The sequence below is a fragment of the Paractinoplanes lichenicola genome (genome assembly GCF_016785085.1).
In the GTDB taxonomy this organism is placed as follows: Bacteria; Actinomycetota; Actinomycetes; order Mycobacteriales; family Micromonosporaceae; genus Actinoplanes; species Actinoplanes lichenicola.
In genome coordinates, this window is record NZ_JAENHO010000006.1 from 195,587 (window position 1) to 215,427 (window position 19,841).

17 protein-coding genes are annotated in these 19,841 nt (G+C 71.2%); 5 read left to right on the plus strand and 12 right to left on the minus strand.

The annotated features are described in order from the left end of the window. Positions 1 to 4: 4 nt before the first annotated feature. The 5 genes from JKJ07_RS21940 to JKJ07_RS21960 form a co-directional block, all read right to left on the minus strand. Positions 5 to 898 carry an ABC transporter permease gene (locus JKJ07_RS21940; RefSeq protein WP_202993598.1) on the minus strand — a complete coding sequence of 298 codons (894 nt, stop codon included), beginning with the start codon at positions 896 to 898 and terminating at the stop codon, positions 5 to 7. Beyond that, positions 891 to 1,817, minus strand: a complete 927-nt coding sequence (locus tag JKJ07_RS21945) for an ABC transporter permease (RefSeq protein WP_202993599.1) — start codon at positions 1,815 to 1,817, stop codon at positions 891 to 893. Before JKJ07_RS21945 ends, JKJ07_RS21940 begins: the two co-directional genes overlap by 8 nt. Continuing rightward, on the minus strand, positions 1,818 to 3,452 hold the full coding sequence (locus tag JKJ07_RS21950) for a peptide ABC transporter substrate-binding protein (protein WP_202993600.1): 1,635 nt from the start codon (positions 3,450 to 3,452) through the stop codon (positions 1,818 to 1,820). A gap of 214 nt (positions 3,453 to 3,666) precedes the next feature. Further along, the gene (locus JKJ07_RS21955) at positions 3,667 to 4,335 is read right to left on the minus strand and encodes a response regulator (protein WP_202993601.1); all 669 of its coding nucleotides are present in this window, start codon (positions 4,333 to 4,335) and stop codon (positions 3,667 to 3,669) included. Beyond that, entirely contained in the window at positions 4,332 to 5,588 is a 1,257-nt protein-coding gene (locus JKJ07_RS21960; RefSeq protein WP_202994008.1) for an ATP-binding protein, read from the minus strand. Before JKJ07_RS21960 ends, JKJ07_RS21955 begins: the two co-directional genes overlap by 4 nt. Before the next feature lie 153 nt (positions 5,589 to 5,741). Between JKJ07_RS21960 and JKJ07_RS21965 the strand changes: the two genes are divergently transcribed. Genes JKJ07_RS21965 through JKJ07_RS21975 form a run of 3 tightly spaced genes read left to right on the plus strand, consistent with a single transcriptional unit; the run spans position 5,742 to position 9,041 of the window. Next, positions 5,742 to 7,418, plus strand: coding sequence for a PspC domain-containing protein (locus JKJ07_RS21965; protein WP_202993602.1), 1,677 nt, complete (start codon positions 5,742 to 5,744; stop codon positions 7,416 to 7,418). Beyond that, entirely contained in the window at positions 7,415 to 7,786 is a 372-nt protein-coding gene (locus JKJ07_RS21970; RefSeq protein ID WP_202993603.1) for a hypothetical protein, read from the plus strand. Before JKJ07_RS21965 ends, JKJ07_RS21970 begins: the two co-directional genes overlap by 4 nt. Positions 7,787 to 7,796: 10 nt before the next feature. Further along, a complete protein-coding gene (locus tag JKJ07_RS21975; protein WP_202993604.1) occupies positions 7,797 to 9,041 on the plus strand; it encodes a phosphatidylserine decarboxylase in 1,245 nt (414 codons plus the stop codon). Between the two features lie 2 nt (positions 9,042 to 9,043). On the opposite strand, the gene JKJ07_RS21980 is transcribed toward JKJ07_RS21975, so the two are convergent. The 4 genes from JKJ07_RS21980 to JKJ07_RS21995 all read right to left on the minus strand — a co-directional run bounded on the left by JKJ07_RS21980 (position 9,044) and on the right by JKJ07_RS21995 (position 13,331). Next, on the minus strand, positions 9,044 to 10,279 hold the full coding sequence (locus JKJ07_RS21980; RefSeq protein ID WP_202993605.1) for a HEAT repeat domain-containing protein: 1,236 nt from the start codon (positions 10,277 to 10,279) through the stop codon (positions 9,044 to 9,046). A gap of 70 nt (positions 10,280 to 10,349) precedes the next feature. Further along, positions 10,350 to 11,207, minus strand: a complete 858-nt coding sequence (locus tag JKJ07_RS21985; RefSeq protein WP_202994009.1) for a CDP-alcohol phosphatidyltransferase family protein — start codon at positions 11,205 to 11,207, stop codon at positions 10,350 to 10,352. A 265-nt stretch (positions 11,208 to 11,472) separates the two neighbouring features. Then, entirely contained in the window at positions 11,473 to 12,375 is a 903-nt protein-coding gene (locus JKJ07_RS21990; RefSeq protein WP_202993606.1) for an NUDIX hydrolase, read from the minus strand. A 5-nt stretch (positions 12,376 to 12,380) separates the two neighbouring features. Then, complete coding sequence (locus tag JKJ07_RS21995) at positions 12,381 to 13,331, minus strand: NUDIX domain-containing protein (RefSeq protein WP_202993607.1); 951 nt, start codon at positions 13,329 to 13,331, stop codon at positions 12,381 to 12,383. A gap of 204 nt (positions 13,332 to 13,535) precedes the next feature. Here JKJ07_RS21995 and JKJ07_RS22000 point away from each other — a divergent pair, with 204 nt between their 5' ends. Next, positions 13,536 to 13,820 carry a PspC domain-containing protein gene (locus tag JKJ07_RS22000; RefSeq protein WP_202993608.1) on the plus strand — a complete coding sequence of 95 codons (285 nt, stop codon included), beginning with the start codon at positions 13,536 to 13,538 and terminating at the stop codon, positions 13,818 to 13,820. Between the two features lie 7 nt (positions 13,821 to 13,827). Here the strand turns inward: JKJ07_RS22000 and guaA are convergent, their stop codons facing one another. The 3 genes from guaA to JKJ07_RS22015 all read right to left on the minus strand — a co-directional run bounded on the left by guaA (position 13,828) and on the right by JKJ07_RS22015 (position 18,645). Beyond that, entirely contained in the window at positions 13,828 to 15,375 is a 1,548-nt protein-coding gene (gene guaA, locus JKJ07_RS22005) for a glutamine-hydrolyzing GMP synthase (protein ID WP_202993609.1), read from the minus strand. Then, positions 15,372 to 16,739 carry a S8 family serine peptidase gene (locus tag JKJ07_RS22010; RefSeq protein ID WP_202993610.1) on the minus strand — a complete coding sequence of 456 codons (1,368 nt, stop codon included), beginning with the start codon at positions 16,737 to 16,739 and terminating at the stop codon, positions 15,372 to 15,374. The genes guaA and JKJ07_RS22010 overlap by 4 nt, the downstream gene beginning before the upstream one ends. Before the next feature lie 94 nt (positions 16,740 to 16,833). Continuing rightward, the gene (locus tag JKJ07_RS22015; RefSeq protein ID WP_202993611.1) at positions 16,834 to 18,645 is read right to left on the minus strand and encodes a S8 family serine peptidase; all 1,812 of its coding nucleotides are present in this window, start codon (positions 18,643 to 18,645) and stop codon (positions 16,834 to 16,836) included. 131 nt (positions 18,646 to 18,776) lie between these two features. On the opposite strand from JKJ07_RS22015, the gene JKJ07_RS22020 reads away from it, so the two are divergent. After that, the gene (locus JKJ07_RS22020) at positions 18,777 to 19,841 is read left to right on the plus strand and encodes an LCP family protein (RefSeq protein WP_202993612.1); all 1,065 of its coding nucleotides are present in this window, start codon (positions 18,777 to 18,779) and stop codon (positions 19,839 to 19,841) included.

Consider the following 19,841-nt stretch of genomic DNA (forward strand, 5'->3'; position numbering starts at 1 on the left):
CGTCTCACCGCAGTTTCGGGTCGAAGGCGTCGCGGACGGCGTCGCCGAGCATGATGAAGGCGAGCACGGTCGCCGCCAGGAACACCGACGGCCAGACCAGCGGGCCCGCCGCCGTACGGACGAAGGGGCCGGCTTCCGCGATCGCGATGCCCCAGCTCACGGCGTCACCCTTGAGCCCCACCCCGAGGTACGACAGGGTGGCCTCGCCGGCGATGTTGATGCCGAGCAGGACGGTCAGCACGACGATGAACGGACTGATCGAGTTGGGCAGGATATGCCGGAACATCAGCCGTCCCGGGCCCGCCCCGAGCATCCGCGCCGCGGCCACGTAGTCCTGGTTCTTCGAGGTCAGCACGGCCGAGCGCATCACCCGGGCGGCCGTGGTCCAGCCGAGCACCCCCAGCGTGACGGTCACCGCCAGCACGCCGTTGCTCTGCGGGTCGGACGACAGGCGCTGGGCCAGCACAATCGCGGCGAGCAGGAACGGGATGCCGAGCATGACGTCGATGAAGCGGGACAGCAGGGCGTCCAGCCAGCCGCCGAAATAGCCGGCCGCGAGCCCGACGAGCAGGCCGATCACTCCGGAGATGAGGGTGGCGCTCACGGCGACGAGGATCGAGTCGCGGGCGCCGAAGACGGTCTTGGCGTAGACGTCGCAGCCCTGGAAGTCGAAGCCGAAGATCGCCCCGCCCGTGGGCCCGGCGTTCTTGCGGGCGAGCAGGCAGTCGCGCGGGTCGGCCGAGGTAAAGAGCGATGGCCAGATCGCCATCACCAGCACGACCACGACCAGCACCGCGGCGATCCAGAAGACCTTCCGCGTACGCAGGTCGAGCCAGGCGTCGCCGGCCAGGCTGCGCGGCTTCCCGGCGGTCCGGCTCAGCTCGCCGAGGTCACTCATAGCGGATCCTCGGGTCGAGGGCGGCGTAGACCAGGTCGACGATCAGGTTGATGACCAGGAAGACGATGATCAGGACGCTGACGAAGCCGACGACCAGCGGGCCGTCCTCGGCGCGGATGCCGCGGAACAGGTTGAAGCCGACGCCGGGGATGTTGAAGACGCCCTCGGTGACGATCGCGCCCGACATCAGCACGCCGATGTCCACGCCGATCAGGGTGATCACCGGGATCAGCGAGTTGCGCAGCACGTGCACGCCGATCACCCGTTTGGGCGCGAGCCCCTTGGCCCGGGCGGTCCGCACGTAGTCGGCGCGCAGGTTCTCGGCCACCGACGTGCGGGTCACCCGCAGCTCGGTCGCGATCACCAGACTGCCCAGCACCAGGGCGGGCAGCAGCAGCTCGTACAGGCCGGCGTCGCGCCCGGCGGTCGGCGGGAACCAGCCGAGCTGGATGCCCAGGACGAGCTGGGCCAGCGGGGCCAGCACGACGATCGGCATGGCCAGCACGATCAGCGTGAGCACCAGCGTGACGGTGTCGAACGCGCCGCCGCGGCGGATGCCGGAGAGCACACCCGCCCCGACGGCGACGACGGCCGCGATGACGATCGAGAGCAGCGCCAGCCGGATGGTCACCGGCCAGGCCTGAGCCAGCAGGTCACCGATCGAGCGGCCGGTGATCGTCTCGCCCAGGTCGCCGGTCAGCAGGCCCCTGATGTAGTGCCAGTACTGCTGGAAGAAGCCGTCGTCGAGGTGGAACCGGGCGTCGAGCGCGGCCCGCTGGGCGTCGGTGATCGGGCGGTCGCCGACGAGCGCCTGATACGGATCGTCGACGTACGCGAACATCAGCGCGTAGACGACGAACGTGGCACCGAAGAACGTGACGACCATCTGCAGCAAACGCCGCACGATGAAGCGGAACATTCAGCTGGCGATGTCGACCGAGTAGATGTCGACCTTCTGGAACAGGTCCATCGTCACGTCGGTGACCTTCTCCGACCAGCCGAAGACGTTCTGCCCGAAGCGCAGCGGCAACACCGGCATATCCCGTACGAGCTGGTTCTCGGCCTCGTTCCAGAGCTGCTCGGCCTGCTTGGTGCTCGTCGCGGCCGAACCCTGCCGCACCAGGCTGTCGAACGTGCTGTTCTTGTAGCCGTAGTAGTTCGACGAGCCGTCGCTGGTGTACAGCGGGCCGAGGTAGCTCTCCATCAGCGGGTAGTCCATCGTCCAGCCCAGCCGGATCAGGCCGATGTCCTCCCCCGCCCGGGCCTTGGTGACCACGTCGCCCAGCTTGGGCAGGCCGGAGCCGGTGCAGTTGATCGCCAGGGACACCTTGATCTGGTTGCACATCGCGTCGATCCAGGCCTTGTGCCCGCCGTCCACGTTGTACGCGATCTTGATGTCCTTCGGGCCGTTGGCCGCGGTGTAGAGCTGCTTGGCCTTGGTCGGGTTGTATTCGCACCACTGGCCGCAGCTGTTGGAGCGGGCGCCCTCGATGGCCGGCGAGACGAACGACGTGGCCGGCTTCTCGGAGCCGAGGAAGACCTGGTCGGTCATCTCGTCGCGGTTGATCGCCATGGAGAGGGCGCGGCGGACGTTCGGATTCTTGTACTTGTCGAGATACATCGGGAAGCCGACGAATGAGAACGCCGAGCTGTCCGTGCGGCCCAGCCGGGCGCCGAGGTCACCGGAGGCGGAGGCCAGGTTCTCGATCGGGATCTTCGTCTGGATGTCGAGGTTGCCCGCGACCAGGTCGGCGTACTGCGCGCCGAGCTCCTGATAGATCTTCCAGGTGATGCCGTTGACCTTGGGGATCGTGCCCTTGAAGTCGGCCACCTTCTCGACGGCGATCTTCTCGTCGTGCTGCCAGGTGCCCTTCATCTTGAAGGGGCCGTTGCCGATCGGGGCGTTCTCGAAATCCTTGTTGAGCACGCCGTCGCCGGAGAACGCGGCCTTGGGCAGCGGATAGAAGGCGTCGTAGCCCATGACTGACTGCCAGCCCGCGAACGCCTCGGTCAGCGTCACCGTGAAGGTCAGGTTGTTGACCTTCTTGAGCCCGCGCAGCTTCTTGGCCTGGGGCTCGCCCGCCTTCTCCGGCCCGTCGCCGTCGGGGTCCTTGCCCTGCAGGTCGGCGAAGCCGTCGATGCGGCTGAAGAAGTACGAAGCAAGCTGACCGTTCGGCCCGTAGGCGCCATAGTTCCAGGCGTCGAGGTAGTTGTCGGCCACGACCGGCTCGCCGTTGCTGAAGGTGAAACCCGGCTTGAGCCGTACGGTCCAGACCTTGTTGGCCTTGTCATGCGTGATCGACTGGGCCGCGACCAGGTAGGGCTTGTTGGTCGGGTCGAACCGCACGAGCGGGTAGAACAGCGACGCCAGCACCTGGGAACCACTCGACTCGATCGAGTTCGACGGGATCAGGCTCGAGGGCTCGGCGATGCCGATGCTGATGCTGTTGGGCAGAACCTCGGTGTCCTCCGAGCTACTGCCGCTGCAGCCGGCCGCCAGCAGGGCGATGACAGCCGTTGCGGCCGCCACCTTCCACGGGCTTTTCCCAGGCATGAGGGGTGTCTCCTTCAGGGGCGCTCACGGGGGTCGTGTGAGACGCCAGCAACTGTGACACAGAGCCAACGACAGCCCGAGCCCTGTTATCAAGCCGATACTAGTCAGCCCTTACCTCCGGGCTTTTTCCTCGGCTCGATTTATGCCCCTGAACTGGGATGATGCCGGTGGGTACGCGATCGGCGACCCACCGCAGCGGCGCGATTCCGGCCGTTCAGACGAGCCGTCGATCAGCCGCCCATCGTGACAATTCGTAACGGTTGCTCATTTGCAGCTTCCGCAGGACGTTCGAGACATGTGTCTCGACTGTCTTGATCGAGATGAACAGTTCCTTGGCGATCTCTTTGTACGCATATCCGCGCGCGAGCAGGCGCAGCACCTCGCGCTCGCGGTTGGTCAGCTGGTCGAGCTCGGGGTCGGCCACCGGCACGTCGGGGCGCGAGGCGAAGGCGTCGAGCACGAACCCGGCCAGCCGGGGGCTGAACACCGCGTCGCCGTCGGCCACCCGGCGGATCGCCGCGGCCAGCTCGTCGGGCGAGATCGTCTTGGTCACGTAACCCCGGGCGCCCGCCCGGATCAGGCCGATCACGTCCTCGGCGGCGTCGGAGACCGAGAGCGCGAGGAACTTGACGTGGGGGTGGCTGCGGCGCATGGCGTCGAGCACCGCGCGGCCGCCACCGTCGGGCATGTGCACGTCGAGCAGCACCACGTCGGGCTCGATCGAGGCGATCTTGCTGACCGCCTCGGTCACGGAGCTCGCCTCGCCCACCACCTCGACGTGCGCGCCCAGCTCGGCGCGGACGCCGGCCCGGAACATCGCGTGGTCGTCGACCAGGAAGACGGTGAGCCGCCGATCGGTCTCGGTGCCCTGAGCCTCGGTCATCGTGCTGCCTCCTTAGCGGCCGACACGCTCTCCCGGGACGCGGGGAGGGTCAGCCGGACCTCTGTGCCGTCGCCGAGGGCGCTGCGGATCTCCGCCTTGCCCCCGTGCCGCTGCATACGCCCGATGATGGAGCCTCGCACGCCGTGCCGCGACTCCTGCACCCCGGCCATGTCGAAACCGGCGCCGCGGTCGCGCACGAAGACGCTGAGCTCGCTCTCCTCGACCTCCGCGTAGAGCGACACGGTCGACACCCCGGCGTGGCGGGCCGCGTTGACCAGCGCCTCGCGGGCGGCGGCAACCAGGGCCGCGACCCGCTCGTCGCATTCGGTGTCGCCCACCACGACCGTCTCCACGCTGATCGCGTACGTGTCCTCGACCTCGGCGGCGGCCTGCTCGAGGGCGGCCGCGAAGCGCTCGGTCGGCGACGCCGTCGGCTTGTAGAGCCAGTTGCGCAGGCTGCGCTCCTGGCCCCGGGCGAGCCGCTGCACCTCTTTGATGTCGGCCGAGTTGCGCTGGATCAGGGCCAGCGTGTGCAGCACCTGATCGTGGATCATGGCGGCCAGCTCGGCCCGCTCCTGCTCGCGGATGCGGCCCTCACGCTCGGCCCGCAGCTGGTTGAACATGCGCCACAGCAGCGGCGCGGCCACCACGCCGACACCCAGCAGGCCGACCAGCGCGAAGATCACGCCGTTGACCACGGCGGTCAGGCTGCCGGCCGGGGCATAGACGGCGACGACGCCGATGATGCCGGTGGCGACCAGCACCCCGCCGCCGATGAAGCGGAACAGGAAGAAGCGGCGGTCGCTCTCGGCCACCACGGCGGCCAGCCACGGCTGCTGGGGCACGGCGCCGCCCAGGTGGCGGCGGGTGGGGTCGGACTGGTGCCAGATGATGCCGGCGCCGACCGCGACGACCGCGATGAGCCAGCCGGCCGTGCCGGCGACACTGTCGTCGAAGACGAGCGCCTGCAGCAGCACGACGCCGAGGCCGATCGCGCCGAACGGCAGAAGCATGGCCAGATCGCGGCGCTGCGGCGGGTCGGCCGTGACGACCTGCTGCGGAAGCACGGCCCAGAACGCGGCGTAGAGCAGGAGGCCGAGGCCGTTGAAGCCGAGCAGCACCACCAGCGCGATGCGCACGACCAGCACGGGAACGCCCAGGTGCTGCGCCAGGCCCGACGCGACGCCCGCGATGATGCGGTGGTCGCGCGGCCGGTACAGCCGGCGTGACGGCGGGTTGACGGCGGTGGTGATGGCCCCTCCTCGGTTGTGTACCCCGATCGTCACACGTTCGGGCGGCCCGGACCACGGGGAACAACCCCCGGTATCCGGGTGCCAGGATCTCAGGGTGGTCTCAGGGTCGCCGCCCGAAGCGGCTCGGGTGCCGACGAGGCGAGGATCGGTGTCATGAACGACGAAGCTGCCGAATCGCGGGGTCCGTCCCGTCCGTCACAGGATGCGCCGGCGTCCGCCGCCGACACGCCCACCCCGCCGGCGACTTCGACGCCGGCCGGTGCTGAGACGCCGACCGCCGATCTTCGCGCTGAGGCCGTCCCCGACGATCCCAAGACCGAGCCGGGCCCGGCCACCGAGCCCGGCCCCGCCACGGAGCCCGGCCCCGCCACCGAGCCCGGCCCCGCCACCGAGCCCGGTCCCGCCACGGAGCCCGGCCCGGCGAACGAACCCGGCCCGGCTACTGAGCCTGGTCCCAGTTCCGGTGCCGGCAATCCGCCGCCGTGGTTCCCGCCGGCCGGCGATCCCGGCGCGGGCGGCCCGTTCTTCTCGCGCGACGCCTTCTCCCGCGACAAGCTGGTGCGCCCCCGCCAGGGCCGCTACGTGGCCGGCGTGTGCGGCGCCCTGGCCCGGGCCACCAACACCGATCCGGTGCTGTGGCGCGTGCTGCTGGCCGTGCTGGGCGTGCTCAGCGGGGTCGGCGTGCTGCTCTACCTGATCGGCTGGCTGGTCATGCCGGCCGAGGGCGACGCCGCCTCGCCGATCGAGTCGCTGCTCGGCAAGGGCCGCTCCGGCATGGCCCCGGCCTCGGTGATCCTGCTCGGCGGCGCGGCCGTGCTCACGTTCGCCTTCATCGTGCAGGACGGGGTGCGGGCGAGCCTGCTGGCCTGCGCGGTCATCGTCGGCGCGATCCTGCTGATCAAGCGCAGCGGCACCGGCCAGCAGCAGCCCGCCGCCTTTCCCGCGCCGGCCCCACCGCCGCCGCCCGGTCCGTTCGAGCCCAGCCCGTTCGAGAAGACGGCCGAGTTCGGGGCCGTTCCGCCCGCGCCCGGTCCGGCGCCCGCGACCGCACCGCCCGCGGAGCCGGTGACGACCCCGCCCCCGCCGCCGTTCGCGCCGCCCGCCGGCGGTTACCGGCCGCCGTTCGCGCCCCACGGTCCGTACGCCCGGCCCACCCCGGTCACGTACGCGCCCGGCCGGGTCCCGCCCCCGCCGGCCGCGCCCAAGCCGCCCAAGCCGCCGAAGGTCAAGCGCGAGCGCTCCAAGCTGGGCCGCCTCACGTTCTTCGCCGCGCTCATGGTGATCGGCGTGATCGCCGCGATCGACATGGCCGGCGCGAGCGTCGCCGTCTCGGTGTATTTCGCGGGCGCCCTCATCACCGTCGCGCTCGGCCTGGTCGTCGGCGCCTGGCTCGGCCGGGCCCGCGGGCTGATCGCGCTGGGCATCCTGCTCTCGATCGGCCTGCTGATCTCGACCGGCACCGAGCGCTGGGGCGGCGAGGTCGGCAACAGCGTCTACCGCCCCGCCACGCCGGCCGGGGTGGCCGACCGCTACGACTTCACCGCGGGCAGCGCCACGCTCGACCTCCGTCAGGTGAATTTCACCGGCCAGGAACAGAACGTGGTCGTCACCATGAAGTTCGGGCAGATCCGCGTGCTGCTGCCCGAGAACGTCGACACCACCACGCTGCTCCAGGTGCAGAACGGCCGGGCCGTGGTGTTCGGTCAGAAGTTCGAGGACGGTGAGGTCAGCGCGCAGAACCTGACCGACCTCGGGCGGGACGGCGCCGGTGGTGGCACCCTCAAGCTGGATCTGCAGATGGACACGGGCAACGTGGAGGTCATCCGATGAAGCCGCACCGCATGGACGGGGTCTCGCTCAGCTTCGGCGTCCTGTTTCTGCTGGTCGCCCTGTGGTGGGCGGTGTCCCGGGTGATCACGATCCACCTGCCCGCGGTGGGCTGGCTGGTGGCCGGCGGCCTGATCGTCTTCGGCGTGATCGGGCTGCTGGGCGCGCTGCGCTCGGCCCGCACCCCGGTCGAGTCGGCCGCGGTCCAGGTGCCGTCCACGGTCGAGCGGCCGGCCGAGCCCGAGCTGCCGGGCGACCTGACCCCCGAGATGCACGCCTCGATCGTCCAGGAGCTGATGGACGACTCGGTGGATCGGATCACCAAGGAGCACCCGACCCTGACCTCGGAGCAGCCCCGCAAGGCGCAATAAACTCGTCGTCATGACTCCGTTCCCCGCCGTGTCCCATGCACCGATCGTCGGAGTCGGCGCCACGGCCGCCCGCGCCCTCACCGCCGAGTTCGCCCGTCACAACGCGGCCACCACCGCGATCGTGGCGGGCGCCGACCATGCCTCGCCCGTGGTGGCGAGCGCGGTCGAGGCCCTGCTGCCGGGCGACCGTCTCACCCTGGTCGCCGGCGAGCGCAGCACGGCCGACCTGCTGCGCGACCACATCGCCGGGCTCGGCAGCTGGATCGCCGACCGGGTGCAGGTGGTCGACACGCTCGACGAGGCCGGCCAGGCCGACGTGGTGATCGTCGGCGAGCCGCTCACCGGCACCGCCGCCGACGTGCGTGACCTGCTCGACCGGCTGGGCAAGCACCTGGCCGACGGCGGCGTGGTCACGCTGGCCGTCCCGGCCACCCCGGGCCGCACGGGCGGGGCCGCGGCCGAGCTGTTCCGCCAGGGCGCCCTCTTCGGCGTCGGCTCCGACCTGGTGGTCCGCAACCCCACGCCGCTGCGCGTGCACAAGCTGCGGTTCACCCAGCCCGAGACGCGGGTCGCGGCCACGCTGGCCCCGGCCTATCGCCCGTCCAGCGTGCCGGTCACGCGGGGCATGCACATCGACTCCAACGGCGTCGTCGCCGCCGGCATCGCCCTGGGGCTGGCCGCCGCGGCCCGCCTCGCCCGGCCCAAGTCGCGGCTCTGGCTGCTGCCCGCGCTGGCCGCGGCCCCGGTCGCTGCGTTCTTCCGCGACCCCGAGCGCGAGCTGCCCGACGACCCGGCCGCGGTCGTCGCGGCCTCCGACGGCCGGGTGCTCTCGGTCGAGCGGATGACCGACGAGCGGTTCGGGCCCGGCGAGTTCCTGCGCATCGCCGTGTTCCTGTCGGTGCTCGACGTGCACGTCAACCGGGTGCCGGTGGCCGGTCGGGTGGCCGACTACTTCGTCGAGGACGGCGGCTACGCCAACGCCATGACGGCCGCCGCCGAGCACAACGTCGCGGCGTACACGGTGCTCGACACCGAGCACGGCACCGTGGCGGTGGCCCAGCGTACGGGTCTGATCGCCCGGCGCATCGTGCAGCGCGTCCCGGTGGGCACCCTGGTGGCCCGGGGCGAGCGCATGGGCCTGATCCGCTTCGGCTCCCGCACCGACGTCTATCTGCCCGCCGACAAGGCCGAGGCCCTGGTCAGCGTCAACGACAAGGTCATCGGCGGGGCGTCGGTCATCGCCCGCTGGCTCTGACCCTAAATCGGAAAAGCGCCGGCCGGGCACCCGCCGAGGTCCCGGCCGGCTTCCGTCAGGGCGAGCACCCCAGTTCCCCGTACGAGGGTCTCGGGTCCCAGCTCCGACGGTGAGATCGACATCGCGGCGGCCACCGCCAACCCGTCACACACGTCGTTGTCGTCGTCCGGCCACTGGTCGGCCGGCAGCTCCTCCAGGTCGGCGAAGGTGGGCTTCTCCCGCTCGATCGGCAGCCGCTCGCCACTGCACGCGTCCCCGGCGTCGGAGTAGTGCCTGATCACGACGCCGCCCCCGGCGATGGTCCAACCAGACGAACCGGTCTGGTCGTCGTACCAATACGCCTGGGCCCGGCCGAACCGCGCACTGAGCGACCGGATCGCGTCGTGCTCGCGGTCGTCGTCGGCCCAGTGACCGAACACCAGGGTCCAGTCGTCCAGCTGCGGGCTCACGAAGACGACCGCGCGGCGCCACTCCTCCGGCACCGAACCGTGGCTCGCCGCCCCCGCCACCGCCCGGCCGAGCCGCATCGTGGCGGGCCGGGGCGACGAAAGACCGAGCGCCTCCAGCACGGCGGCCTGATCCCCGGTCGGCAGGGCGAGCCAGCGCCCGTGCGGCTCCTCGCCCTCGATCCGCTCGTCGATCAGCTTCACCCGGACGAGCCGTTCGACCGCCGCCCGGTCGGCCGCGGAAAACGCCTCGAAGCCCCCGATCCCGGCCAGCGCCCGCAGCGCGGCGGCCCGGCGCCGTCCGGGCCCCTCGCGGCGCACCTGCTGGAGGGCCGGGATCGCGGCCGCGCCGATCTCGCCGAGCGCCCAGATCACCCGCTGCCGCACCTCGGCGTCCGGGTCGTCGAGCAGCCCGGCCAAGGCGGGCACGGCCGGCGCGGCCCGCTCGCGGCAGTACTGGATGCCCAGGGCGGCATCCTCCCGCACCCGGGCGCTGGGATGGGCGAGCGCGCCGATGTAGTCGTCGAGCAGGGCCACCCCGAAGCCCATGAACGCCCAGCCGTAACGCCGCTTGACCTCGGGGGTGGGCGCGGCGGCGAGCGCCTCGGCCAGCGGCGCGAAGGCGGGCCGGCCGATCTCGCGCAGCACCACCCCGATGCTGCTCCACTGAACCGGCGACTCCTCGTCGGCCAGCTCGGCGATCAGCGGCCCGACCGCCGCCCCACCCAGCGTCACCAGCTCAGCTTTGGCCGCTTCCCAGTCGTCGGCCAGCCGCAGCATCACGTCACGCACGACCAGGGAGCCTAGCGCGAAAAGCGAGCAGGCCGTCCCCGATCGGGGACGGCCTGCTCGAAGACTGTTGTCAAACCCGCTTGGCTCTGACCCACATGATCGGGCCGCTGACCAGGTATGCCGCGACCAGCATGACGAACGTCAGGCGGGCGTCGACCAGGGCGCCGACCACCGGCAGCAGCCAGAACCAGGCCGGCAGCTTGACCAGGCGGGCCAGCTTCGCGTACGGGAAGCTGGAGACCATCGCGAAGGCGAGCAGCGCCACCCCGCCCAGGATGACCACGCCGGGCAGCGGCAGGTCGATCAGCACGGTGAGGGCGAGCACGGCCGCGACCAGCGTCGTCGGGACGCCGCTGAAGAACTTGCCGTCCTTGGGTGAGACGTTGAAGCGGGCCAGCCGGATCGCGGCGCACCCGGCGACCAGCATGCAGGCCACCGCGGCGGCCGGGGTCGGCACCGAGTGGGCCAGCGAGGCGTAGACCACCACGGGCGCGGCCAGGCCGAACGAGCACATGTCGGCCAGCGAGTCCATCTGCGCGCCGAACGGGCTCTGCACGCCCAGCTTGCGGGCCAGGGCGCCGTCGACGCCGTCGAAGACCACGCAGGCGACCAGGAAGGCCGCGGCCAGGCGCACCTCGTCGTGCATGGCCAGCACGATGGCCAGCATGCCGAGGGCCAGGCTGGCCAGGGTGCACCCCTGCACGATGGCGAAGCGGACGCGGCGGGCCGCGGTCTGCTCGCCGGGAAGAAGCGACGTGCCCTGGGCGGTTTCCTCGACCTCGACGGGCGCCGGAATCGCCAGGTGCGGAGCGACGGGAGCCCCGGTGTAGATCACCTCGGCCCGCGTGGCGGTGGCGGCGCGGCCGGAGCCCCGGCCACCCACCCGCACCAGCAGGGCCTGCCGCGCGATGGTTCCGCTGCGGCGCAGACGGCCTGCCCAACGACGACCAGCGGGACGGGGGCTATCCGTCGTACGACGCCGGCGCCAAGGGGTTCTCGGCACGTGCTTCCTCCATGGGATCGGTGGGCCACCGGCTGTCGCGGTGGGTCGTGGCCCGGTAGCCCGCCGCACATGCGGAGCCGGGAAAATTGCGGCTTACACCTTCGCATACCCGAACGATGTTGGCGAGCGGTCAATTCCAGCGGCTCACCCCGCGGGACAGGCCACCTGTTCACCTCTCCCTCAGCCGATTTTAACTCGTCCGTTCCGCTCCGACCCGGGCTACGGCGTCGGCGGCCACCTCGGTCAGGCTCAGTCCCCGCGTCTCACCGGCCGCGAACCAGCGCGCCTCGGCGGTGGATCCGCCCGCTTCCTCGGTCACCGAAGGTTCCGTCGGCACATCGACCCGAACCCTGAACAGGACCCGGATGACATGCCAGTCGATCGGCACCCCTTCGGGCCCGAGAGCTGCGGAATCGTAGCGGTGCGAGACCCCGAGGAGGCCGGTCACGCGGCCGTGCTGCGCGGTCTCCTCGGTCAGCTCGCGGGCCAGCGCCACCTCGGGCGTCTCGCCGTGATCGGTGCCGCCGCCGGGCAGATGCCAGCGGCCGGCGCCCGGATATCCCTCGGCGATCCGGGTGAGCAGGATCCGTCCGTTCGGGTCGGTCACGACCCCGTACGCGCCGAAACGTTGTACTCGCGACGGACGTGCGAGTTCCTCCGGTAGATCCGATTTGTCCGAGACCACCGGCGGACCGCCCAGCATCGCCGCCGTGAAGGGCATCATGGGCAACGAGGCAATTTGGTCGGAATTCACCCATTCGACCGACTCGGTGGTGCCGAGCGCCTCGGCCCGCAGCGACCCGCCCGTCACCGAGACGTCATAGACAATCCGGTCTGTGTGCTCGAGGTCGCCGCCGGGCAGGCGGAAGACGTCCGCGGTGACGGCGTGCAGCGCGTCGATCCGCACAGACAGGCCGGTCTCCTCGCCGAATTCGCGCACCACCGCGGCGTCCGGGTGCTCTCCCTGCTCGACGCCGCCGCCGGGCAGGGTCCACAGGCCGGGGAAGTTGCTGAGGTGCGAATTCCGGGCGAGCAGCACCCGCCCGGAGTCGTCGCGGCAGATCCCGTACGCCCCGACCCGTCTGATCTTCACCGGGCCTAGATTAGTCCCGCCTTGCGCAGCGCCTCGGCCGTCACCTCGGTCAGCTCGTCCTCCGGCAGGTCGGCGACGTGCTTGACCGGCACCCAGCGGGCCTCGGAGGTCGACCCGCCGACGTCCCGGATCTCGACCTCGGTGGGGGTGTCGACGATCACCCGATAGAAGGCGCGCACGCCGTGCCAGTCGATCGGATAGCCCTCGGGGCCGAGCGAGGCCGCGTCGCGGTGGCTGGCCACGCCGAGCAGCTCGACCAGCCGGCCCTCCTGCCCCGTCTCCTCGACGAGCTCGCGGATCAGGGCCGTGCCGGGCTGCTCGCCGTAGTCGGTGCCGCCGCCGGGCAGGTGCCAGCGCCCCTCTCCGGGATAACCCGGAGCGATCCGGGTCAGCAGCAGGTTGGTGTCGTGCGGGTCGGTCGCGATCGCGTACGCCGCGAAGCGCTGCGCCCGGTGCAGCCCGTCCGGCCCGGGGTGGGCGTAGAACGACGGGAACGTGGGCGCCGTCTCGGGCCGCAGGTCGGCCGAGGCGCTGCCCAGCCCGAGCGCGTCGGCCGTGAACTGGCGGAGCTTGAGGTGCTCGGCCTCGGCGAGCGTGTGCCACCGGGCCAGGTCGGTGGGGTGGCCGACGCGGTCCACGATCGTGCCGCCCCGGATCGAGACCGAGTAGATGAGGCGGTCGGTGTGGATGGTGACGCCACGGTGCGGCAGCGAGCGCATGTCGGCCAGCACGTCGCGCAGCCCGGTGACGGCGACCGAGAGCCCGGTCTCGGCGGCCGTCTCGCGGACGACGGTGTGGTTGGGATCTTCGCCGTGGTCGACGGCGCCGCCGGGCAACGACCAGACGCCCGGCGTGCCGGACTTGCTGGACGCGCGCACGAGCAGCACGCGGCCCTCGTCATCGGTGGCGACGGCGTAGGCGGCGATCCGGCGGAGCGGTTCCAGTGCGGGGGTCACGGGCGGCATTCTGCCCGGAATATGTTAACTCCAGAAATCGTCTGTCGGATTCCTGACAGTGGGTTCGCGCTGCGTAACCGCTGATCAGAGCACCATTAGGCACATTGGGCCCTCGATCCACTACAATGCGTGACCGGCATTTCAGGGTCCGTATCGGGGGGCTCACCGAGGTCGCCGGGGGCGGTCCGGGGCCACCATGGGGACATGACACAGCTCCCCGACGGCGGCCTCCAGACCCCGTACAAGCAACTCCGCCGGCCCCTCGACGACCGTCTCGCGGCGGGCGTCTGCAGCGGTGTCGGACGCTACTTCGGCGTCGACCCGGTGCTCGTGCGGGTGGGCTTCGCCCTGCTCGCCGTGATCACCGCGGGCGCGGCCCTGCTCGCCTACCCGATCATGTGGTTCCTGATGCCCGAGGAGCCGGCCGTTTCCTGGCCTGCTCCCGCGCCGCAGGACCCGGCTCAGGTTCCGCACGACGCGGCTCAGTGAGGCCGCGTCACTCCCACTCGATGGTGCCCGGCGGCTTGCTCGTGACGTCGAGGACGACCCGGTTGACCTCGCGCACCTCGTTGGTGATCCGGGTCGAGATCTTGGCGATCACGTCGTACGGCAGGCGCGACCAGTCGGCGGTCATCGCGTCCTCGCTGGAGACGGGGCGCAGCACGACCGGGTGACCATAAGTGCGGCCGTCGCCCTGCACGCCGACGCTGCGCACGTCGGCCAGCAGCACCACCGGGAACTGCCAGACGTCGCGGTCGAGGCCGGAGGCGGTCAGCTCCTCGCGGGCGATCAGGTCGGCCGCGCGCAGCAGGTCGAGCCGCTCCCGGTCGACCGCGCCGATGATGCGGATGGCCAGGCCCGGACCGGGGAACGGGTGCCGCTGCACCATCTCCTCCGGCAGGCCCAGCTCGGCGCCGAGCGCGCGCACCTCGTCCTTGAACAGGGTGCGCAGCGGCTCGATCAGCGCGAACTGCAGATCGTCGGGCAGGCCGCCCACGTTGTGGTGGGACTTGATGTTGGCCGTGCCGGTGCCGCCGCCCGACTCGACCACGTCGGGATAGAGCGTGCCCTGCACCAGGAACTCGACGTGCCGTTCGGCGTCGAGCTCGCGGGCCGCACCCTCGAACGCGCGAATGAACTCGCGGCCGATGATCTTGCGCTTCTGCTCGGGGTCGGTGACCCCGGCCAGGTGACCCAGGAACACCTCGGCCGCGTCGACCACCTTGAGCCGGGCCCCGGTGGCGGCCACGAAATCCTTCTCGACCTGCTCGGCCTCGCCCGCGCGAAGCAGGCCGTGGTCGACGAAGACGCAGGTCAGCTGGTCGCCGATGGCCCGCTGGACGAGCGCCGCGGCGACCGCCGAGTCGACCCCGCCGGAGAGCCCGCAGATCACCTGCTTGTCGCCGACCTGCGCGCGGATCGCGGCCACCTGGTCCTCGATGATGTTGCCCGGGGTCCAGGTCGGCTCGATGCCGGCGATGTCGTAGAGGAACCGCCTGAGCATCTCTTGCCCCTGCTCGGTGTGCGCCACCTCGGGGTGGAACTGCACGCCGGCCCGGCGGGTGTTGAGATCCTCGAACGCGGCCACTGGCGCGCCCGGCGTCGAGGCGGTGACCGCGAAGCCCTGCGGCGCCACGGCCACGCTGTCGCCGTGGCTCATCCAGACCGGCAGGTCGTCGGGCAGCTCGCGCAGCAGCGTGCCGCCCTGCGCGGTCAGGTGGGTGCGGCCGTATTCCCGCGAGCCGGTGTGCGCGACCGTGCCGCCGAGCGCCTGGGCCATCGCCTGGAAGCCGTAACAGATGCCGAAGACGGGCACCTCGTTGTCGAACAGCTTCGTGTCGAGCACCGGCGCGCCGGGCTCGTAGACGCTGGACGGGCCGCCGGACAGGATGATGGCGGCCGGATCCTTGGCCAGCATCTCGGCCACGGGCATGGAATGCGGGACGATCTCGGAATAGACCCGCGCCTCACGGACACGGCGGGCGATCAGCTGGGCGTACTGGGCGCCGAAGTCGACGACGAGAACCGGGCGGGGAGTACTCACCCGCCGAGTTTACCGTTGGCGACCCGCACGTTCCCGGCCCGGTCGACCGCCCGGACGACTACGGTGCGTGCCCGCGCGGGCACTACGAAACGGCGTACGGCGGCCGTGGAACGGGCAGTGACCTTGCCGTTCACGATCAGCTCGAGACGGGCCAGGCCGGACGGGTCGGTGGCACGCGCGGTGACCGTACGCCCCGACTTGGCCAGCCGCAGGACGGGCGCGGTGTTGTCGGCCCGCACGGTGCGGCGCACGACGGTCAGGTTGCCCCGGCGGTCGTACGCCCGCAGCTCCAGCGGGACGAGCCCGGTGCGCGGGGCGGACTGCCAGGTGAAGGAGTACGGCGCGGTGGTGTCGGTGGCGATCAGCCGGCCCCCGGCGTACAGCTGGACCCGGGAGACGCCGTGCTGGTCGGCCGCGCCGGCCGTGATCGTCACCCGGCCGCGCACGAGCGGGCGCACGGCTCCGAAGGCGGCCGACGGCCGGATGACGTCGCCGTCGATCGGCAGCGCCCGCAGCGCGGCCAGGGCGTCGACGCGCCCCGAGGGACGGGCCTTGGTCGCGATCAGCGTCGCCCGGATCAGGGCCGGCGAGGGCGCCGGGTCGGTCGAGGCGAGCAGGCCCGCCACCCCCGCCACGAACGGCGTCGCCGACGAGGTGCCGCAGTACTGCCCGATCGCGCCCGACGGGCCCTGGGCCGGGTTGCAGCCCGGCGCGGTGACGCCGACCCAGCTGCCGAAATTGGACCAGTCGTAGCGGGCGCCGGTCGACGTGACCCCGCCGACCGCGAGCACGGTCGGGATCGCCGCCGGGTAGTGCGGCGTGGCGACTCCACGGTTGCCCGCGGCCGCCACCACCAGCGCGCCCTTGCTCTCGGCGTAGGCGACAGCGGCGCGCAGCAGCGGGCTGTCGTCCGCCCCGCCCAGCGACAGGCTGATCACGGCCGCGCCGCGGTCGGCGGCGTAGCGGATGCCCAGGGCGATGTCGGTGTAGCTGCCGCCGCCCTTGGCGTTGAGCACCTTGACCGGCAGGATCCGGCAGTTACCGCAGACGCCGTCGACGCCGGTGCGGTTGCCGGCCGCGGCGGCGATCACGGTGGCGGCCATCGTGCCGTGCCCGTTGTCGTCGGTGGCGTCGTCGTCGTGGTTGACGAAGTCGCGGCCGGGCAGCAGGCGGCCGGCCAGGTCGGGCAGCTTGCTCACCCCGGTGTCGATCACCGCGACGATCACCCGGGACGAGCCACGGGTGGCCGCCCAGGCCTCGGTGACCCGGGTCTGGGTCAGGCCGGGCTGCGCGACGGCGGCCAGGGCGGGCGTCGCGACCAGCATCGAGCCGGCGACGGCCAGACCGGCGAGCAGCTTCCGCATGCTTCGGACCTCACAAAAATGAAGGAGCCGGCCACGATGGCCGGCTCCTTCACCTTCGGTCCGTCCGGGTCGATCCCCGGAGCGAGCGAGTTGTCTAGCGGGTGTAGCTGTACTTCGCGGACAGCCGCGAGTTGCCGGCCCGGTCGTAGGCCCGCACCTGCACGGTGAACTTCGACGGGACCGCCGTGGTGGCGAACGCGAAGGCCGTCGTGTTGGTGTGCTTCTGCGCCACCTTGCCGTTGAGCAGCAGCTCGTAGCGGTTGATGCCGTACGCGTCGGAGCCGGTGTAGCCGATGGTCACCTTGCCCTTGAGCTTCGAGCCGCTCTTGGGAGCCGAGGTGATCCGCACGGCCGGGGCCGTGTTGTCGATCGTGATGGTGCTCGACACGATCTTGTTGTTGCCGGCCCGGTCGAAGATGCGCAGCTCGACCTTGGTCGGGCCCTTGTACGAGCTGAAGTTGTAGCTGATGCCGAACGGGGCGTTGCGGCTGTACCCGACGAACTTGTTGTTCACCCAGAGCGTCGAGTTGCGGATGCCCGAGCGGTTGTCCTTGAGGCCCAGCGGGCTCACCGCGAAGGTGCCGCGCTTGACGGCGCCGTTGCCCGGGGTGATGCCGGTGGCGGTCGGCGCGACGGTGTCGGTCGGCACGTTCAGCGAGGCCGGGATGTCGAGCAGGCCGTAGTTGACGCCACCGTTGGTCAGCTTCCGCTTGGCGGCGCCGTTGTAGATGGCGTTGGCCAGCGACCAGCCGGTGTAGCCGGGGTTCCGCGACTTGATCAGGGCGGCCGCGCCGGCCACGATCGGCGACGAGAACGACGTGCCCTGGATGCCGGTGCTGTAGTTGCCGAACCGGTCCATGCTCAGCACGGTGCCGGGGGCGGCCACGTCGACCCACGAGTCGCCGGCCTTGTTGTACGACGAGAAGGCCGAGCGGGTGGTGGTGCCGGTCGTGCAGTCGGGGACGCTGCTGAACTGCGGGCAGCGGTTCGACGCGGCCACGGTGAGCACGTCGCCGTAGGCACCCGGGTACTGCTTCACGGTGTTGCCCGCGTTGCCCGCGGCCGCCACCACGAGGGCGCCGTTCATGTTCGCGTAGGCCACCGCGTCGGCCAGGACCTTGCTGGACTGCGGCGAGCCGAGCGACAGGTTCAGGATCCGCGCGCCCTTCTGGACGGCGTAGATGATGCCCTTGGCGACGTCGCTGTCATAGCCGCTGCCCGTCTCGTCGAGCACCTTGATCGGCATGATCTTGCAGGTCCAGCAGACGCCGGCCATGCCCTTGCCGTTGTTGCCGCGCGCGGCGATCAGGGCGGAGACGGCGGTGCCGTGGCCCTCGTCGTCGGCCGGGTTCGAGTCGTTGTTGGCGAAGTCGTAGCCGGGCACGGACAGGCCGGCCATTTCGTAGCTGTTGGTGAAGCCGGTGTCGATGACGGCGACGATGACGGGGGTGGACCCACCGGTCGTCGTGTCCCACGCGGCGGGCGCCTTGACCGTGTACATCTCGTTCTGCTTCGAGAAGGACGGGTCGTTCGGCACGATGAACGCCTTGGTCCGCACGTCCTTCTCGACGTAGGCCACGTTCGGGTCGCTGCGCAGCGCCGAGATCATCGTCGCGCTGCGGCCCGAGGGCACCGAGACGTGGGCCGCGTTGATGGCGGACAGGGCCGAGGTGGCCGTGGTGTCGCCGGTGGTGACGCGGGCGCCCGCGGCGGACATCGTCCGGCTGGCGGCGCTGCGGTCAGCACCGACCTTGTAACCGACGACGAGGCGGTCGGTCGTCGCGGCCGCGGCGGCCGGGAGCTTCTTGTTGTCGGCAGCGAGTGCCCAGGTGGTCACGCTCGTCATCGAGACGACGACGGCGGTGGAGATGAGACCGACGGTGACACGTCGTTTGGTGAGCTTCATTGAAGCGTTTGCCTCCCCCGTTGATTCGCGGCGGTCAGCGTACGGGCGAATCAACGGAAAGCAATGACCGGTTTCACATTGCGAGATCGGCAGACATTGAGCTGCTGATCTCGCTCGCCTACTGTTCCGGCATGCGGAACAAGAGGGCAGGACTGTGGATCGGCGGGGCATTGGCCGTCGCGCTGCTGGCCGGCGGGGGTATCGCGTGGGCCGTCCGCTCGGGGCCGGACAAACCTACGGCAGCTCCGAGCGCCCCGACCACCACGCCGCCGCCCGCGCCCACGAGCCCGGCGCCCTCACCCGGGGCCGACATCACCGGGCCGCTCGACCTCGTGCTCATCGGCGTCGACACCCGGGTCTCGATCCCCACCTGGGAACCGCACGCCGACGCCATCATGCTGCTGCACGTCGAGCCGGGCCTCGGCGCCGCCTATCTCTACTCGATCCCGCGCGACACCCGGGTCGCGGTGCCCGGCCACGGCACCCGCAAGGTCACCGAGGCCATGAGCCTCGGCTCCCGGGTCGCGGGCAGCAAGGTGCCCGACGTCGAGAAGGGCTACGAGCTGCTGACCCGGACGCTCAGCGGCTACACCGGCATCAAGCAGTTCCAGGCGGGCGCGATCCTCAACTTCGGCGGCCTGGCCCGGCTGACCGACCAGCTCGGCGGGGTCGACCTGGTGATCGATCAGAAGGTCGCGTCACGGCACCGCAAACCGGACGGATCGCTGCGGCCGCTCTCCGGCGGCGAATACACCGGGCCGCAGGCCGTCTATCAGCCGGGCCGGCGCCATCTCGTCGGCTGGCAGGCGACCGACTACGCGCGGCAGCGCTACGGCCTGCCCGACGGCGACTACGACCGCCAGCGGCATCAGCGCCAGCTCGTCGCGGCCCTGCTGACCAAGGCGATGGGCCAGGGGCTGCCCACCCAGTCGGAAAAGGTGGACCAACTGGTCGCGGCGCTCGGCGACACCTTTGTCTACTTGGGTGGGCGCAAACCGGTCGAATACGCGTACGCGCTGCGCGACCTGTCGCCGTCGAAGATCACCCGGGTCAGCCTGCCGGGGCGCGGGGTCGGCCGGGGCAGCGGCTATCTCGGCGAGCAGCTCACCGAGGAGGGCCGCGGCTTCGTCAGGGCCGTCGCGCAGGGCAAAGCGGGCGCTTACCTGAAGAGTCACCCCAAGCTTGTAGATAAATAG

What these genes read in the sequence shown, in the direction of transcription:
- JKJ07_RS21965 (WP_202993602.1), top strand. Translation starts at nt 5,742, where the DNA reads ATGAACGACGAAGCTGCCGAATCGCGGGGTCCGTCCCGTCCGTCACAG.
- JKJ07_RS21975 (WP_202993604.1), top strand. Translation starts at nt 7,797, where the DNA reads ATGACTCCGTTCCCCGCCGTGTCCCATGCACCGATCGTCGGAGTCGGC.
- JKJ07_RS21955 (WP_202993601.1), bottom strand. Translation starts at nt 4,335, where the DNA reads ATGACCGAGGCTCAGGGCACCGAGACCGATCGGCGGCTCACCGTCTTC.
- JKJ07_RS22010 (WP_202993610.1), bottom strand. Translation starts at nt 16,739, where the DNA reads ATGCGGAAGCTGCTCGCCGGTCTGGCCGTCGCCGGCTCGATGCTGGTC.
- JKJ07_RS21970 (WP_202993603.1), top strand. Translation starts at nt 7,415, where the DNA reads ATGAAGCCGCACCGCATGGACGGGGTCTCGCTCAGCTTCGGCGTCCTG.
- JKJ07_RS21950 (WP_202993600.1), bottom strand. Translation starts at nt 3,452, where the DNA reads ATGCCTGGGAAAAGCCCGTGGAAGGTGGCGGCCGCAACGGCTGTCATC.
- JKJ07_RS22015 (WP_202993611.1), bottom strand. Translation starts at nt 18,645, where the DNA reads ATGAAGCTCACCAAACGACGTGTCACCGTCGGTCTCATCTCCACCGCC.
- JKJ07_RS22020 (WP_202993612.1), top strand. Translation starts at nt 18,777, where the DNA reads ATGCGGAACAAGAGGGCAGGACTGTGGATCGGCGGGGCATTGGCCGTC.
- JKJ07_RS21945 (WP_202993599.1), bottom strand. Translation starts at nt 1,817, where the DNA reads ATGTTCCGCTTCATCGTGCGGCGTTTGCTGCAGATGGTCGTCACGTTC.
- JKJ07_RS21940 (WP_202993598.1), bottom strand. Translation starts at nt 898, where the DNA reads ATGAGTGACCTCGGCGAGCTGAGCCGGACCGCCGGGAAGCCGCGCAGC.
- JKJ07_RS22000 (WP_202993608.1), top strand. Translation starts at nt 13,536, where the DNA reads ATGACACAGCTCCCCGACGGCGGCCTCCAGACCCCGTACAAGCAACTC.